The sequence below is a fragment of the Streptomyces sp. MGP-BFMKR1 genome (assembly GCF_057766585.1).
Genome location: NZ_CM173408.1, coordinates 3,545,505 through 3,558,981 on the forward strand (window position 1 = coordinate 3,545,505; position 13,477 = coordinate 3,558,981).

The following is a 13,477-nucleotide window of genomic DNA, read 5'->3' on the forward strand; positions in this document are numbered from 1 at the left end:
CACGCCACTCCGGCGTACGGTCGAGGGCATGCGCATTGTCATCGCTGGTGGACATGGTCAGATCGCGCTCCGGCTTGAGCGGCTGCTCGCCGGGCGCGGGGACGAGGTCGCGGGGATCATCCGCAGGCCGGAGCAGGCGGGCGACCTGCTGGCGGCGGGCGCGGAGCCCGTCGTGTGCGATCTGGAACACGCCTCGCTCGCCGAGGTGGCCCAGCACCTGGAGGGCGCGGACGCGGCGGTCTTCGCGGCGGGAGCCGGCCCCGGCAGCGGCGTGGACCGTAAGCAGACGGTGGACCACGCGGCAGCGGTCCTCTTCGCGGACGCGGCCGAGCGCGCCGGCGTACGCCGCTTCGTCGTGGTCTCCGCGATGGGCGCCGACCGGGAGCCGAGCGCGGACACCGACCCGGTCTTCGCGGCGTATCTGCGCGCCAAGGGCGCGGCCGACGCCGACGTACGCGCCCGCTCCGCGCTCGACTGGACCATCCTGCGCCCCGGCCGCCTCACCGACGACCCCGGCACCGACCTGGTCACCCTCGCCGAGTCCACGGGCCGGGCGGAGGTCACCCGGCAGGACGTGGCAGCGGTCCTGGCCGCCCTCCTCGACGAGCCGGGCACCGCGGGCCAGACCCTGGAACTCATCGGCGGCACCACCCCGATCGCGGAAGCCGTGCGGGCGGCAGCCGCACGCTGACCGGGAGGCCGGCCGGGCCGGGGCCCGCGCGGCGGCCCGGCCCGGCCCGGCCCGACCATGACCCCGGTACGGCCCGGTCCAACTCTGGTTCCGTCCGGTCCGGCCCGGAGGGAGACCTTCCACGGCGTTATCGGACACGCCCCGCACGGTGTGCCACCCGCCGCGACGCCGCGCAGTTCCGCGACGCCCGCGCAGCGTGCTGAGGCCCGCGGTGCGGCCCGGACTGCTGCCGCGTACGAGTCCCCGCGTTGCCGCTGGGCCTGACGGGACGCCTTGGCCACGCGGGGCGAGACGGGGCGGGCCCGCGAGGCGGGCGTGACGACTGGGCCGAACGCGACGCCGGGCCTCCCGCCCAGCCGGCCACCCTCCACGCCCCGGCTCCGGCCGCCACGACGCCGGCGGTGACGCGCGTGGCGCGCCCATGGCCTTGCCACCGTTGGCAAGCGGCCCGAGCCCCCGCCGACGCCCCACAGCGTTCCGCGACGGCTCCGCCCCTGATGGCACGCGGCGCCCGCCATCAGGGCCGCCCGTGGTGAGCCAAACGGCGCCCTTTTTCGACACAAGAAGAATCGATACGTCATGCGAAGCGCCCATTTACGCACCTTTGGCGCGTTTACCTCCCACATGGACCGTATCCAGTTGGTAGCGTAATAAAGGCCCACCAGGGCCACTCCCACGCATATCGAAACGCCAATTCGAATGGGAGGGGAGATGCACGCTGTACACCCACTCGGAATTTCCATAGCCTTGGCGGCCATTCTCGGCAGCACGGTGACGTTCGCCCCAGCGGCGAGCGCGACACCGGCGGGCTGCGGAGACCTCTCCAAGGGATCGCTCTGCATCAAGGGTGGAAAGGTCGGGAAAACCGGCTCCTTCACCTGGAGAGTCAGGTACGTGCGCCACCAGGGCGGCGAGATCAAGGTCAAGCTCGGATCGCAACGCAAGAACTCTGATATCACCGCCTGGGAACTGTGGTTCGGCACCAAGAAAACGAGGAACGGCGTCGCCGAATTACGCAGGAAACACGAGATCAACAAGGACGAGTGCATTCGCGGCGTGATGGAGTACAAGAGCAAGGTGTACGTCACCAAGTGGCGCTGCCCCTGACCCGCTCAACGGGCTGGGCACCTCCGAAACAGGAGCCCAGCCTCGACGCCCACCGCACCTGGGCCCTATACCTACGAGGAAGTGCGCATGTGGCAGGTCGTGCTGTACGTGAGCCCGGCGACCCTTGCCCTTTTCCTCACGGCAACCGTGGGCCTGTGCCTCGCCGGCGCCCGGTGGCTGGCCCGCGACAGCGACCGGGCTTCCCGCGCGGCGCGCGCCCTCCTCCTGCTGTGGGCCGGCATCACCCTGGTGGCCACGGTGGCCCCCACTCAGCCGCTGGGCACCGGCGGCCATGCGATCGCCTGGATTCCCGGTGAGGGAATGTGGCAGCCCAGCGGCCACAGCGGCGCCGGCCTCTTCGCCGAAGAACGCGACATGATCGTGCGCCTCCAGATCGCCAACGCCGCCATGTTCACCCCCCTGGCGGCGCTTCTGCTGTTTTCCTTCCCCTCGCTCGGCACCACTTCCGCGGTTCTTTCCTGCCTGCTCGCCAGCGCCACCATCGAGGCCACGCAATTCCTCATGGCCGCGGGCCGCACCGTCGACATAGACGATCTCCTCTTCAACACCCTCGGCGGCGCCATCGGCGCACTCATCGCCCGCTTCTCCCGCTATGTGGTGCGAGTTCACGCACCGGTGGGGAGACATCGAGCTTGATGCGTGTGGCTTTCGCTCACAGAAGTCATCGGCCGGTCACTGCATTTCGTGATCCGCCCGCCTAATCGCGACTACGAACCTGCTGGCTTCGAAATTGAGATAGCGCCACTGCTGGCACCTCAACAACGCACTCCACTCAGCGGTCGCAACAGTGCCGCAGCGCTTCATCCGAAGCAGTCAGGGCACGAGAAGCAGGCCGCCGGGAGGGGCACCACAGGCCATCACCACCGCCGCGCGATCGCGGCGAGAAGCAACGGGGTGCCGCACACCGACGCCGGTGATTGGCCGCTCTCCGCACGCTTCCAGCGACGGGCAAACGGACACCGACCGCGCGAGCGCCAGACACGGGACACCCACATGCCCTGCCCCACCTGGACGTCACCGCGGACTCTCCACCGACATCGCGTCCAGGTCCCGTCCATAAGCGCTAAGCGCTGGTCGAGAGCGTGCGGGCATCGGGGCAGCGAGGCATCCCACCCCACTCGCCGCTCACAACAAAAACGGCCCCCAATCCGCGTTTCCGCGGATCAGGGGCCGTCTCCCAGTGCGTGGCGGCGCCAGGATTCGAACCTGGGTAGGCTAAGCCGACGGATTTACAGTCCGCTCCCATTGGCCACTCGGGCACACCGCCTGGGATGTAGCCAAGAATTCCGCCCTTTGCTGAGATTGCTTGGGGCTCCCTGGCAACGACATAAACCATACCCGATGCCAGGGGGTGGTCCGCCACCGGGTTGATCGCCGCTGGAGCGCGGCCGAGGTAGCTAGGCTGGCAGCGCGGCCTGCTGGGCCGCTTCCCTGACGGATCTACGTACGAGGAGCCAACTCAACATGGCCGACTCCAGTTTCGACATCGTCTCGAAGGTCGAGCGGCAGGAGGTCGACAACGCGCTCAACCAGGCCGCCAAGGAGATCGCGCAGCGCTATGACTTCAAGGGCGTCGACGCGTCGATCGCCTGGTCGGGCGAGAAGATCGAGATGCGGGCCAACGCCGAGGAGCGGGTGAAGGCCGTTCTCGACATCTTCGAGACGAAGCTGGTCAAGCGTGGGATCTCGCTGAAGGCGCTGGACGCGGGCGAGCCGCAGGCGTCCGGCAAGGAGTACAAGATCTTCGCCTCGTTGCAGGAGGGGATCTCGCAGGACAACGCCAAGAAGGTCGCCAAGATCATCCGCGACGAGGGCCCGAAGGGCGTCAAGGCGCAGGTCCAGGGCGACGAGCTGCGGGTCTCCTCCAAGAGCCGCGACGACCTGCAGGCCGTGCAGGCGCTCCTCAAGGGCAAGGACCTCGATTTCGCGCTGCAGTTCGTGAACTACCGGTAACCGGCGTTTCTTCGTCGCCAGGCTGCCGCCGGTCGGAGGTCGACCCGCGGCAGCCCGGCGCCCCGGGCGCGGGCGGGGCGAGACCCCGCGGTGGGCGTTCAGCGCCCGCCACCGGTCGACGCGCTCGCTCCGTGGGCGGGTGACGACCGCGTCCCGCGCCCGCCGGCTCCCGCCCCTCCCGCCGGTCCCCCGCCTCCCCCCATCCCCGGCCCCGGCCCCGGCTGATTGTCAGTGCCGTCGCTTACCGTGCGTTCATGGCCTTGCGAGACATCACACGCGTGGAGGTGCTCCGCGCCATCGAGGAGTGCGACCGGCTCGGTCGGGACGCCTTCCTGCGTGCGTACGGGTTCGGGGAGGCGCGTCGGCTGCGGCTTTCGTACGAGGGGAAGCTGTACGACTCCAAGGCGATCGTCGGCGCCGCCCACGGGCATCTGCCGGGGCGGTCGGCCCTGGCGGCGGAGGAGTTCTCCGGCGGGGTGGCGACCGTGGGATCGCTGCTGCGGCAGCTCGGGTTCGCGGTGGTCGACACGGGGGCCGGGCAGGACGACGGGGAGCGGGGGCCTGCCCTGGAGTACAGCGCGTTCGAGGCGGCCATAGCCGACCTACGAATGCGGTCGACCCGCCAGGGTCCAGCGCTCTACCAGCCGATCCTGCTGCTGTGGGCCCTCGGGCGGGCCCGGCGTGGCGACTCGCGTCTCGATACGTGGAGCACGACCGAGCGCGAGGTGGGGCGGCTGCTCTCGCAGCACGGCGCGCGGGGTGAGCGACCGCGCCCCGACTATCCCGCCGCCGCCCTCCATCGCGCCGGCCTGTGGGACATGCGCGACCACCGCGGCCCGGTGCCGAGCGCGCACGGCGACAACAACATCGCGCGGTGGTTCGCGACCCACCAGCCGCGTACGGGCCTGCCGCTTCCCGTGTACGAGCGGTTGCGGGACTCCGCTTCGGACCGCGCCCGCGCCGTCGGCACGTTGCTCACCTACTTCGACGGCGTGGACCCGCAAGCCGTTCGCGCGCTCCTCGTCGACGTCGGGCTCGACGAGGAGGTCACGCATGCGCCCGCCGGCGCGAACGGCGAGGTTCCGCACGCCGTGCGGGTCGCGGCGCAGTACGACCGACTGTGCCGGTCGGTCGAGCGCGACGAGGCAGCGCGGCGCGGCCGGCGCGTTCCGCGACAGAGCCAGCGGCCACTGCGCTCCGCCCCGGCCCGGGAGGCCGTCCTGCTGCGCTGCGGCGGGCGTTGCGAGAACCCGCGCTGTCCCGGTCAGCCGGACGATCGGACGGACGCTGGCCAGCCGATACTTGAGGTCGATCACGTCGTGGAGATCACCGCGGACGGGCGCGACCACCCCTCGCAGATGATCGCGCTGTGCCCGAACTGCCATGCGGTGAAGACCCGGGGCAGCACACGGGAGGCGTTCCGCGCCGAGTTGCTCAGGGTCGCCGCGCGGCTGCACCAGGCGATACGGCCCGAGCCCGGGCCTGGAACTCGGGCTGAGACCGTGCCCACACCCGCGTCCACGTCAGCGTCCGCGTCCACTCCTGCGTCTACGCCTACGTCAGCGTCCACGCCCGCGTTCCCGTCAGCGCCCGCCTCCGAGCTGGGTGGCACGGTGCCCGGCGCGTAACCGCGTACCGGACCGGTCAGAGCCGAGTTGGGGCGAGCGGGGCCAGGCCGGTCGGCGGAGGGCGGCCCGGAGTCGTGTCGGGTCCGCTCAGCGGGCGGCGAAGGGCTGGTTCGTCGGGACGATGTCCCGGCCCAGGGGGGTCAGCGAGACCGGGATCAGCTTGAAGTTGGCCACGCCCAGCGGGATGCCGATGATCGTGACGCAGAGCAGGAGGCCCGTCACGACGTGGCTGAGCGCCAGCCACCAGCCGGCGAGGAGCAGCCAGAGGACGTTGCCGACGCAGGACGGGGCGCCGGCGTCGCGTCGCTCGACGGCGGTGTAGCCGAAGGGCCACAGCGCGAAGCGGGCGATGCGGAAGGAGGCGATGCCGAAGGGGATGCCGATGATCGTGATGCACAGGATGAGGCCCGCCAGGACGTACGCGCAGGCCAACCAGAAGCCGGACAGGACCAGCCAGATGACGTTCAGGATCGTCTTCATCGGGTTAGTGTCCCGCCATTTTCTCGAGGCGGCTGATGCGCTCCGCCATGGGTGGGTGGGTCGAGAAGAGCTTGGCCATGCCGGCGCCCGGGCGGAAGGGGTTCGCGATCATCATGTGGCTCGCGGTCTCCAGCCGTGGCTCCGGCGGCAGCGGGAGCGCCTTCGTGCCCGCTTCCAGCTTCCGCAGGGCGCTCGCGAGGGCCATCGGGTCGCCGGTGAGCTGGGCGCCCGACGCGTCGGCCTCGTACTCGCGCGAACGGCTGACCGCGAGCTGGATGACGGAGGCGGCCAGCGGGCCGAGGATCATGATCAGCAGCATGCCGAGGAAGCCGGGGCCGTCGTCGTCGTCGGACCGGCCGATGGGGATCAGCCAGGCGAAGTTGACCAGGAACATCACCACGCTCGCCAGGGCGCCCGCGATGGAAGAGATGAGGATGTCGCGGTTGTAGACGTGGCTCAGCTCGTGGCCGATGACGCCGCGCAGCTCGCGCTCGTTCAGCAGCCGGAGGATGCCGTCGGTGCAGCACACGGCCGCGTTGCGCGGGTTGCGGCCGGTGGCGAAGGCGTTCGGGGCGTCGGTGGGCGAGATGTACAGCCGGGGCATCGGCTGTCGCGCGGCCGTGGACAGCTCCCGGACCATGCGGTAGAGCTGGGGCGCCTCGAACTCGCTGACCGGGCGGGCCCGCATCGCCCGCAGGGCCAGCTTGTCGCTGTTCCAGTACGCGTACGCGTTGGTGCCGAGCGCGACGAGGACGGCGATGATCAGTCCCGTGCGGCCGAACATCCCACCGATGACGATGATGAGTGCGGACAGTCCCCCGAGGAGTACGGCGGTCTTGAGCCCATTGTGCCGGCGGTGCACGGTACGCCCTCCAAGTGGTACGGCAGGGGGAACCCTTTCGCGGTTTCTCCAGCTTTCAGTGGACCCTCCATCACTGGTCAACGCCAGATGAGAGGGGCTAGTTCCCTTGTGCCGGGGGTGCGGACAGCGGCCCCGCCGGGGCGCGGCGGGGTGCTGGCGTGGGCCGCGGGCGGGCGGCTCGGCGTACGGCCTGCCCAGCTCCCCGGCATCGCGGCAGGTCAGCCGGGTGACGGCGGGGCCGGGCGGGGCGGTGGGGTGCGGGGGCCGCGCGGGTTAGAAGAGGGTCCCGGAGGCGAAGTGCAGCACGAGCTGCGGGGCGCCGGACAGGGCGACGCCGACCACGGCGGTCAGGGCGACCGTGGCGGTCAACGAGGCGGGGACCCGGGGCCGGGCGCCGTCCGCCGTGGCGTCCGTCGCGCGGGCGCGTTCGCCGGCCGGGGCCGCCGTGCGTACCGCGAGCGCGCCGGCCTCCGGGCCCGGCCCGGACGGTGCGCCGGAGTCGGCGGCGGCGTCCGAGGTGGAGACGGCCGGCTGGCCGGAGCCCGGGGCGGGGGTCGCGGTGGCCGGGGCCTCGGCGGGGGTGGGCGCGCGGAAGAGGGCGGCCGTCCACTGGAGGTAGTAGTAGAGCGCGATCACGACGTTGACCGCCATGACGACGGCGAGCCAGCCCAGGCCCGCGTCGACCACCACGGAGAAGACGGCCACCTTGGCGAACAGGCCGATCACGCCCGGCGGCAGCCCGGCCAGGCAGAGCAGGAAGAAGCCGAGCGCGAGGGCGGCCAGCGGGCGGGTGGCGTACAGGGAGCGGTGGTCCGTGAGGCGCAGGCCCGTGCTGGTCCCGGGGCGGGTCGCGGCGTGGGCCACGAGCGCCACCACGGCGAACGCCCCGAGGTTGACCGCGGCGTACATCAGCGCGTAGGCGACCGTGGCGCCGATCGCGTGCTCCGCCTCGGCGGTGGAGTCGGCGTAGCCGGCCGCGGCGATGGGGACCAGCAGATAGCCGGCCTGGCCGACGGAGGACCAGGCCAGCAGGCGTACGGCGCTGCGCGCGTGTTCGGGGCGCTGGCGCAGCGCGGCCACGTTGCCCACGGTCATGGTGAGCGCGGCCAGCACGGCGGTCGCCGGCCCCCACACGTCCGCGTAGGAGGGGAAGGCGCGGACGGTCACGACGATCAGGCCGGTGAAGCCGACGGCCTTGCCGATGACGGAGAGGTAGGCGGCGATCGGCAGCGGTGCGCCGACGTAGGTGTCGGGGACCCAGAAGTGGAAGGGGACGGCCGCCGTCTTGAAGGCGAAGCCGATCAGGGTGAGGGCCACGCCCGTCTGCGCGAGGGTCTCCAGGCGCGGGTCGACGTGGGTGAGGCCGTCGGCGACGCGGGCGACGTGCATGCTGCCGGTGGTGGCGTAGACGAAGCTCACGCCGAGCAGCGTGACCGCGGTGGCCGCGACCGAGGACAGGAAGAACTTGAGCGCCGCCTCGGAGGAGCGGCGGTCGTCCCGGCGCAGGCCGACCAGGGCGAAGGCCGGGAGGGAGGCGACCTCGAGGGCGATGACGAGGGTGGCCAGGTCGCGGGAGGCAGGCAGCAGTGCCGCGCCGGCGGCGGAGGACAGCAGCAGGAACCAGTACTCGCCGGCCGGAAGCTTCTGTTCCGCCACGGTGTGCAGCGAAAGGAGGGCGGTCAGGAGTGCCCCGCCGAGTACCAGGAGCTGGATGGCGACGGTGAAGTCGTCGGCGACGTAGCTGCACACGTCACCGTCGGAGACCAGGCAGAACGTCGCCTTGTCGGCGCCCCGCAGCGGCAGCAGGGACAGTCCGGCGACGGCGAGCCCGGCGATCGAGACCCAGCCGAGCAGCGGCTTGTGCCGTTCGGCCAGGAACAGGTCGGCGACCAGCACGACGAGGCCGACGACGGCGGTGAGGGTGGGCGGGGCGATGGCCAGCCAGTCGATGGACTGGACGGCGCTCGCGGCGGTGGTGTTCATCAGCTCCCGCCTCCGAGGAGGTGCTGCACGGCCGGGTCGGTCAGCCCCAGCAGGGCCGCGGGCCAGAGCCCGGCGAGGACGGTGAGGACGACGAGCGGCGCCCAGGCGGCGAGTTCGTGGCCTCGGACGTCGGCGATCGCGTCATCGCGGCGCGGGCTCCCGACGGTCGCCACGGCGGCGGGCGACGCGAGGCCGGGCGAGCCGGTGTCGGACGGCGCGGCGTCGGTCGGTGCCGTGGCGGTCGGCGCGGCGTCGGGCGGGGTCTCGGCCGTAAGGGTCGTACCGCTCGCCGCCGTGGCGGCGCCGACGGCGGCCGGGACCGCCGTGGGGGGCGTGCCGTCCGGCGCCGGGGCGCCGGCCGCGGCGAGGGCGCCGCCGGCGGCGGGCTCGCCCATGCACACGCGCCGCACCACGATCAGCAGGTACGCGGCGGTCAGCAGGGTGCCGAGGCCGGCGAGTGCGAGGAAGGTGAGGTAGGCGGGGCGGCTGAGGCCGTCCGCCGGCTCGTACGCGCCGAACATGGCCAGCATCTCGCCCCAGAAGCCGGCGAGGCCGGGCAGGCCGAGCGAGGCGACGGCGCCGAAGGCCAGCAGGCCGCCGAGGCGCGGAGCCCTGCCGTACAGCGCGGCGCCCGAGGCGCGCGCGCCGCCCGCGAGCAGGTCGAGGTCGGTGCTGCCGAAGCGCTCCTTGAGGGCACCGACCAGGAAGAACAGCAGGCCGGTGATGAGGCCGTGCGCGATGTTGGCGAACAGCGCGCCGTTGACGCCGGTCGGCGTGAGGGTGGCGATGCCCAGGAGGACGAAGCCCATGTGGCCGACCGAGGAGTAGGCGATGAGGCGCTTGAGGTCGGCCTTGGGACGGGCGGGGGTCAGCGCGGCGGCTGGGCCGAGCCTGTCGTCGCGGTCCGAGGTGGGCAGGGCCAGGGCGAGGCAGGCGAGGGAGCCGTAGAGGATGCCGACGACGGCGAAGGCGGCGAGGTACGGCGCGAGGGTGTGGGCGCCGTCGGGGGCCATCGGGAGCGCGATGCGGACGAGGCCGTAGGTGCCCATCTTCAGCAGCACGCCGGCCAGGAGTACGGAGCCCACGGTGGGGGCCGCGGTGTGCGCGTCGGGCAGCCAACTGTGCAGCGGCCACATCGGGGCCTTCACCGCGAGCCCGACGCCGATCGCGAGCACGGCGATGACCTGCGTGGAGTGGCTGAGCCCGGCCCCGTTGTCAGAGGCGAGTGCCACCATGTCGAAGGTGCCGCCCTTGAGTCCGATGAGGAGGAGGCCGAGCAGCATGACGACGGAACCGAGCAGCGTGTAGAGGATGAACCGCCAGGCGGCCCGCTCGCGGTCGCTGCCGGCCGGGGCGTCGGCGCCGGCCGGCGCCTGGGCCGCGGTGGGAGTAGCACCCGCCGTGTTCTCCTGGCCGCCCCAGCGGGCGATCAGGAAGTACATCGGGATGAGCACCATCTCGAACGCGAGGAAGAAGAGGATCAGGTCCAGGACGGCGAAGGTGGCGAGCGTGCCGGCCTCCAGGACCAGGAGCAGCGCGACGAACGCCATCGGGGAGCCACCCGGGGGCATCCGGAAGTAGCTGTAGAGCGCGCAGAGGAAGGTGAGCAGCGCGGTCATGACGAGCAGGGGGAGCGAGATGCCGTCGATGCCCAGGTGGACGCGGATGTCCAGGGCCGGAATCCACCGGACGTCGGTGGTGGCCTGCATCGCCTCGGCACGGTCGTAGTCGAAGCCGATCGCGAGGGCGACGGACAGGACGAGGACCAGTCCGGTGACGGTGACGCCGTGCCGTAGCACGGCCTGCTCGGGGTCGCGCCCGCGCAGTCCGGGCGGGGCGGGCAACAGCGCGGCGACCGCGCCGAGCAGGGGGAGGACGACGATGGCCGCGAGGAGGAGTTGCATCACGTTCTGACTCACCTCAAAGGCTCCTCGGGGTGGCGGCCGGGTGGCGGTCGACCCGGAGCGGGCCGGGCCGGTCGGCCGGCTGTGCGGCGCGCGCGATCGGGCCGGGCAGCGGACGGCGTCCGGGCGGGGCGTAAGACGGACCCGGCGCGGCTACGCCGTACGGGTGACGGCCGGCGGCTTCGTGGGTGGCGGCGTACGGGGGGAGCGGCATGGTTCAGCCTCCCGTCGCGGTGACGACGACGGCGACGACGAGCACCAGCGAGCCGGCGAGCAGCGCGCTCAGGTACGTCTGGACGTTGCCGGTCTGCGTCCTGCGGACGGCCGCGCCCAGCAGCCCGGGCGCGGTGGCGGCACCCCTGACGTACGTCTCGACGACCTCGCGGTCGAGGAAGCGGACGAGGCGGGCTGCGGCGCGTACGGGGCGTACGAAGGCCGCCGCGTAGAGCGCGTCCAGGTGGAAGCCGACCGCCGCGTGCCGGTGCAGCGGGCCGAGCAGGAGCCGGCCGGGGTCGGCCGGGTCGGGCGCGGAGGCGATGCTGCCGTAGGCGGGCTCGTGGGTGGCGATGGCCTCGGCCTCGGAGACGGCGGGCTCGGCCCGCGGGTGCGCGGCGACGGCGCCGAGCGGGGGCCGGCCGGCGAGCGCGGTGGTGTGCCGCCAGGTCGCGTACGTCATGATGCCGCCGACCAGGGCGAAGCCGGTGCCGAGCACGGAGGTGGCCAGGGTCGGGTCGAGCGAGTGGTCGTCGAACCAGCTCGGGAGGTGGCCGGTGGCCACCCCGAGCCCGGCGGCCGGCACGAACAGGACCCAGAGCACGACGTTCATGGCGAGCGGCTGCTTGCCGTGGTCGGGCGCCTCGGGGCCGCTGCCGCGGAAGGCGAGGAGCCACAGCCGGGCGGCGTACCCGGCGGTGAGCAGGGCCGTCACCAGGCCGGCGACGAGCACGACCCAGCCGACGGCGCCGGGCACGTCGTACGCGGGCTCGGTGGCGCCGTGCCCGGTGGCGACGGACTCGGCCGCGCCGAGCACCGCCTCCTTGGAGAAGAAGCCGGCGAACGGCGGGATCGCGGCGAGCGCGAGCAGCGCGACGCTCATCGTCCAGTACGCGTCGGGGATACGGCGCGCGAGGCCGCCCATCCGGGACATGGCGGCGAGCGAGTTGGTGCCGGCGGCGTGGATGATGACGCCCGCGCCGAGGAAGAGCAGGGCCTTGAACGCGCCGTGCGACATCAGGTGGAACACGGCGGCGCCGCGGTCGCCGACGGCCAGCGCGCCGGTCATGTAGCCGAGTTGGCCGACGGTCGAGTAGGCCAGCACGCGTTTGATGTCGTCCTGGGCGAGCGCGGCGAGCGCGGAGCCCACCATCGTGGCGGCGGCCATGACGGCGAGGACGGCCAGCGCGGCGGCGGACGCGGCGAACACGGGCAGCAGCCGGGCGATGAAGTAGACGCCGGCCGCGACCATCGTCGCGGCGTGGATCAGCGCGGAGACCGGGGTCGGGCCGGCCATCGCGTCCGGCAGCCAGGTGTGCAGCGGGAACTGGGCCGACTTGCCCGCGACGCCGGCGAGCAGCAGCAGCGCGATGACCGTCGGGTGGTCGAGCGTGTGGCCGCCGCCGGTCAGCCCGGCGTAGATCTCGCTGATCCGGAACGTCCCGGCGTCGGCCGCCAGCGCGAAGATGCCGATCAGGAACGGCACGTCGCCGAGCTTGGTGACCAGGAACGCCTTGAGCGAGGCCGAGCGCGCGGCGGCCGTCTCCCAGTAGTGCCCGACCAGGAAGTACGAGCAGATGCCCATGACCTCCCAGCCGACGAGCAGCACGATCAGGTCGTCGGAGTAGACGACGAGCAGCATCGCGGAGGTGAAGAGGGAGACGAGCGCGGCGTACGAGGGGTAGCGCGGGTCGGTGCGCAGGTAGCCGACGGAGTAGCTCTGGACGCAGGTGGCGACGGTGGCGACCAGGATGGCGACGAGCGCGGCGAAGCCGTCGACGTGCAGCGCGAGGTCGATCGGGATCGAGCCGGTGTCGGTGAGCTTGGTGGCCGCGTCGATCGGCGCGTCGCCGCCCTGCCGGACGGCGACGACGACGGCGAGCACGGCGGCGGCGAGCGTGGGCAGCACGGCCAGCGGCCGGACGAAGCCGGGGGCGCGGCGGCCACACGACAGCCCCGCGACGGCGCCCAGGAAGGGCAGCAGGGGGACGAGGGCGGCGGTGGTCGTGGTCGTCACGCGGCGGCCTCTCCGCTGGTCAGACGCTTGCCGTCGGCGACGTCGGGGGCATTGTCAGTGGTGCCTGGCATGCTGTCGGCAGCGGTGGGGACGTCGGCGAGGTCGCGCAGCCTGTCGACATCGGAGGTGCCGCGGTTGCGGTAGACGAGCAGCACGATGGACAGGCCGATGCCGATCTCGGCGGCGGCGATGGCGATGGTGAACAGGGTGAGCGCCTGGCCCGCGTGCAGGGTGTCGCGGAGCCAGACGTCGAAGGCGACCAGGTTGAGGTTGACGGCGTTGAGCATCAGCTCGACGGACATCAGGACCAGGATCGCGTTGCGCCGGGCGAGTACGCCGTAGAGGCCGACGCAGAAGAGGAGGGCGGCGAGCACGGCGGGATAGACGAGGTGCATCAGCTGGTGCCCTCCCTGGGGGCGCGCTCGGCAGCGTCGTCGCCGGCGGAGCTGGCGGGTTCGACGGGCTCGGTGACGGCGGGCCCGCTCACCGCGGGGTCGGTCGCGGCGGCGCCGGGGACGTGGGTACGGGGGGCGGCGGTGCCGCGGTCGGCGGGGGCCTGACCGGCGGCGTTCCCCCGCGCACCGGCCGGGGTCCGGCCTGCCGAGGCTCGGGGTGTCG

The 13,477-nt window shown here is 72.7% G+C and carries 11 protein-coding genes and 1 tRNA gene; 5 read left to right on the top strand and 7 right to left on the bottom strand.

The window, feature by feature from the left end; genetic code table 11:
- The first annotated feature begins 28 nt into the window (after window positions 1-28).
- The 3 genes from AC3CHW_RS13480 (at window position 29) to AC3CHW_RS13490 (ending at window position 2,455) form a co-directional block, all read left to right on the top strand.
- The gene (locus tag AC3CHW_RS13480) at window positions 29-691 is read left to right on the top strand and encodes an NAD(P)H-binding protein (protein WP_398609625.1); all 663 of its coding nucleotides are present in this window, start codon (window positions 29-31) and stop codon (window positions 689-691) included.
- Between the two features lie 747 nt (window positions 692-1,438).
- Window positions 1,439-1,798 (top strand): hypothetical protein, encoded by a 360-nt coding sequence (locus tag AC3CHW_RS13485; RefSeq protein WP_488470594.1) that lies wholly within the window; start codon window positions 1,439-1,441, stop codon window positions 1,796-1,798.
- Window positions 1,799-1,885: 87 nt separating this feature from the next.
- Window positions 1,886-2,455 carry a VanZ family protein gene (locus tag AC3CHW_RS13490; protein ID WP_488470595.1) on the top strand — a complete coding sequence of 190 codons (570 nt, stop codon included), beginning with the start codon at window positions 1,886-1,888 and terminating at the stop codon, window positions 2,453-2,455.
- Between the two features lie 549 nt (window positions 2,456-3,004).
- Here the strand turns inward: AC3CHW_RS13490 and AC3CHW_RS13495 are convergent.
- Window positions 3,005-3,086: transfer RNA gene (locus AC3CHW_RS13495), tRNA-Tyr, on the bottom strand.
- A 197-nt stretch (window positions 3,087-3,283) separates the two neighbouring features.
- Here AC3CHW_RS13495 and AC3CHW_RS13500 point away from each other — a divergent pair.
- Window positions 3,284-3,772 carry a YajQ family cyclic di-GMP-binding protein gene (locus AC3CHW_RS13500; protein ID WP_176163472.1) on the top strand — a complete coding sequence of 163 codons (489 nt, stop codon included), beginning with the start codon at window positions 3,284-3,286 and terminating at the stop codon, window positions 3,770-3,772.
- 254 nt (window positions 3,773-4,026) lie between these two features.
- Entirely contained in the window at window positions 4,027-5,400 is a 1,374-nt protein-coding gene (locus AC3CHW_RS13505; protein ID WP_488470596.1) for an HNH endonuclease, read from the top strand.
- 87 nt (window positions 5,401-5,487) lie between these two features.
- Here AC3CHW_RS13505 and AC3CHW_RS13510 read toward each other — a convergent pair whose 3' ends face one another.
- From AC3CHW_RS13510 to nuoK, 6 genes are all read right to left on the bottom strand, one after another.
- Window positions 5,488-5,880, bottom strand: a complete 393-nt coding sequence (locus AC3CHW_RS13510; RefSeq protein WP_176163470.1) for a YccF domain-containing protein — start codon at window positions 5,878-5,880, stop codon at window positions 5,488-5,490.
- Between the two features lie 4 nt (window positions 5,881-5,884).
- Window positions 5,885-6,742: a zinc metalloprotease HtpX gene (gene htpX / locus AC3CHW_RS13515; protein WP_387591320.1), complete on the bottom strand. Its 858-nt coding sequence runs from the start codon at window positions 6,740-6,742 to the stop codon at window positions 5,885-5,887.
- 273 nt (window positions 6,743-7,015) lie between these two features.
- A complete protein-coding gene (locus tag AC3CHW_RS13520; RefSeq protein WP_488470597.1) occupies window positions 7,016-8,725 on the bottom strand; it encodes an NADH-quinone oxidoreductase subunit N in 1,710 nt (569 codons plus the stop codon).
- Complete coding sequence (locus tag AC3CHW_RS13525; RefSeq protein WP_488471038.1) at window positions 8,725-10,629, bottom strand: complex I subunit 4 family protein; 1,905 nt, start codon at window positions 10,627-10,629, stop codon at window positions 8,725-8,727. Before AC3CHW_RS13525 ends, AC3CHW_RS13520 begins: the two co-directional genes overlap by 1 nt.
- A 217-nt stretch (window positions 10,630-10,846) precedes the next feature.
- Window positions 10,847-12,859 carry an NADH-quinone oxidoreductase subunit 5 family protein gene (locus AC3CHW_RS13530; protein ID WP_488470598.1) on the bottom strand — a complete coding sequence of 671 codons (2,013 nt, stop codon included), beginning with the start codon at window positions 12,857-12,859 and terminating at the stop codon, window positions 10,847-10,849.
- Entirely contained in the window at window positions 12,856-13,254 is a 399-nt protein-coding gene (gene nuoK, locus AC3CHW_RS13535) for an NADH-quinone oxidoreductase subunit NuoK (protein WP_176163466.1), read from the bottom strand. Before nuoK ends, AC3CHW_RS13530 begins: the two co-directional genes overlap by 4 nt.
- Window positions 13,255-13,477 lie beyond the last annotated feature (223 nt).

Excerpts from the sequence above, each read along its gene's own strand:
- nuoK (WP_176163466.1), bottom strand. The coding sequence starts at position 13,254 with ATGCACCTCGTCTATCCCGCCGTGCTCGCCGCCCTCCTCTTCTGCGTC.
- AC3CHW_RS13505 (WP_488470596.1), top strand. The coding sequence starts at position 4,027 with ATGGCCTTGCGAGACATCACACGCGTGGAGGTGCTCCGCGCCATCGAG.
- AC3CHW_RS13525 (WP_488471038.1), bottom strand. The coding sequence starts at position 10,629 with ATGCAACTCCTCCTCGCGGCCATCGTCGTCCTCCCCCTGCTCGGCGCG.
- AC3CHW_RS13510 (WP_176163470.1), bottom strand. The coding sequence starts at position 5,880 with ATGAAGACGATCCTGAACGTCATCTGGCTGGTCCTGTCCGGCTTCTGG.
- AC3CHW_RS13490 (WP_488470595.1), top strand. The coding sequence starts at position 1,886 with ATGTGGCAGGTCGTGCTGTACGTGAGCCCGGCGACCCTTGCCCTTTTC.
- AC3CHW_RS13500 (WP_176163472.1), top strand. The coding sequence starts at position 3,284 with ATGGCCGACTCCAGTTTCGACATCGTCTCGAAGGTCGAGCGGCAGGAG.
- AC3CHW_RS13520 (WP_488470597.1), bottom strand. The coding sequence starts at position 8,725 with ATGAACACCACCGCCGCGAGCGCCGTCCAGTCCATCGACTGGCTGGCC.
- AC3CHW_RS13480 (WP_398609625.1), top strand. The coding sequence starts at position 29 with ATGCGCATTGTCATCGCTGGTGGACATGGTCAGATCGCGCTCCGGCTT.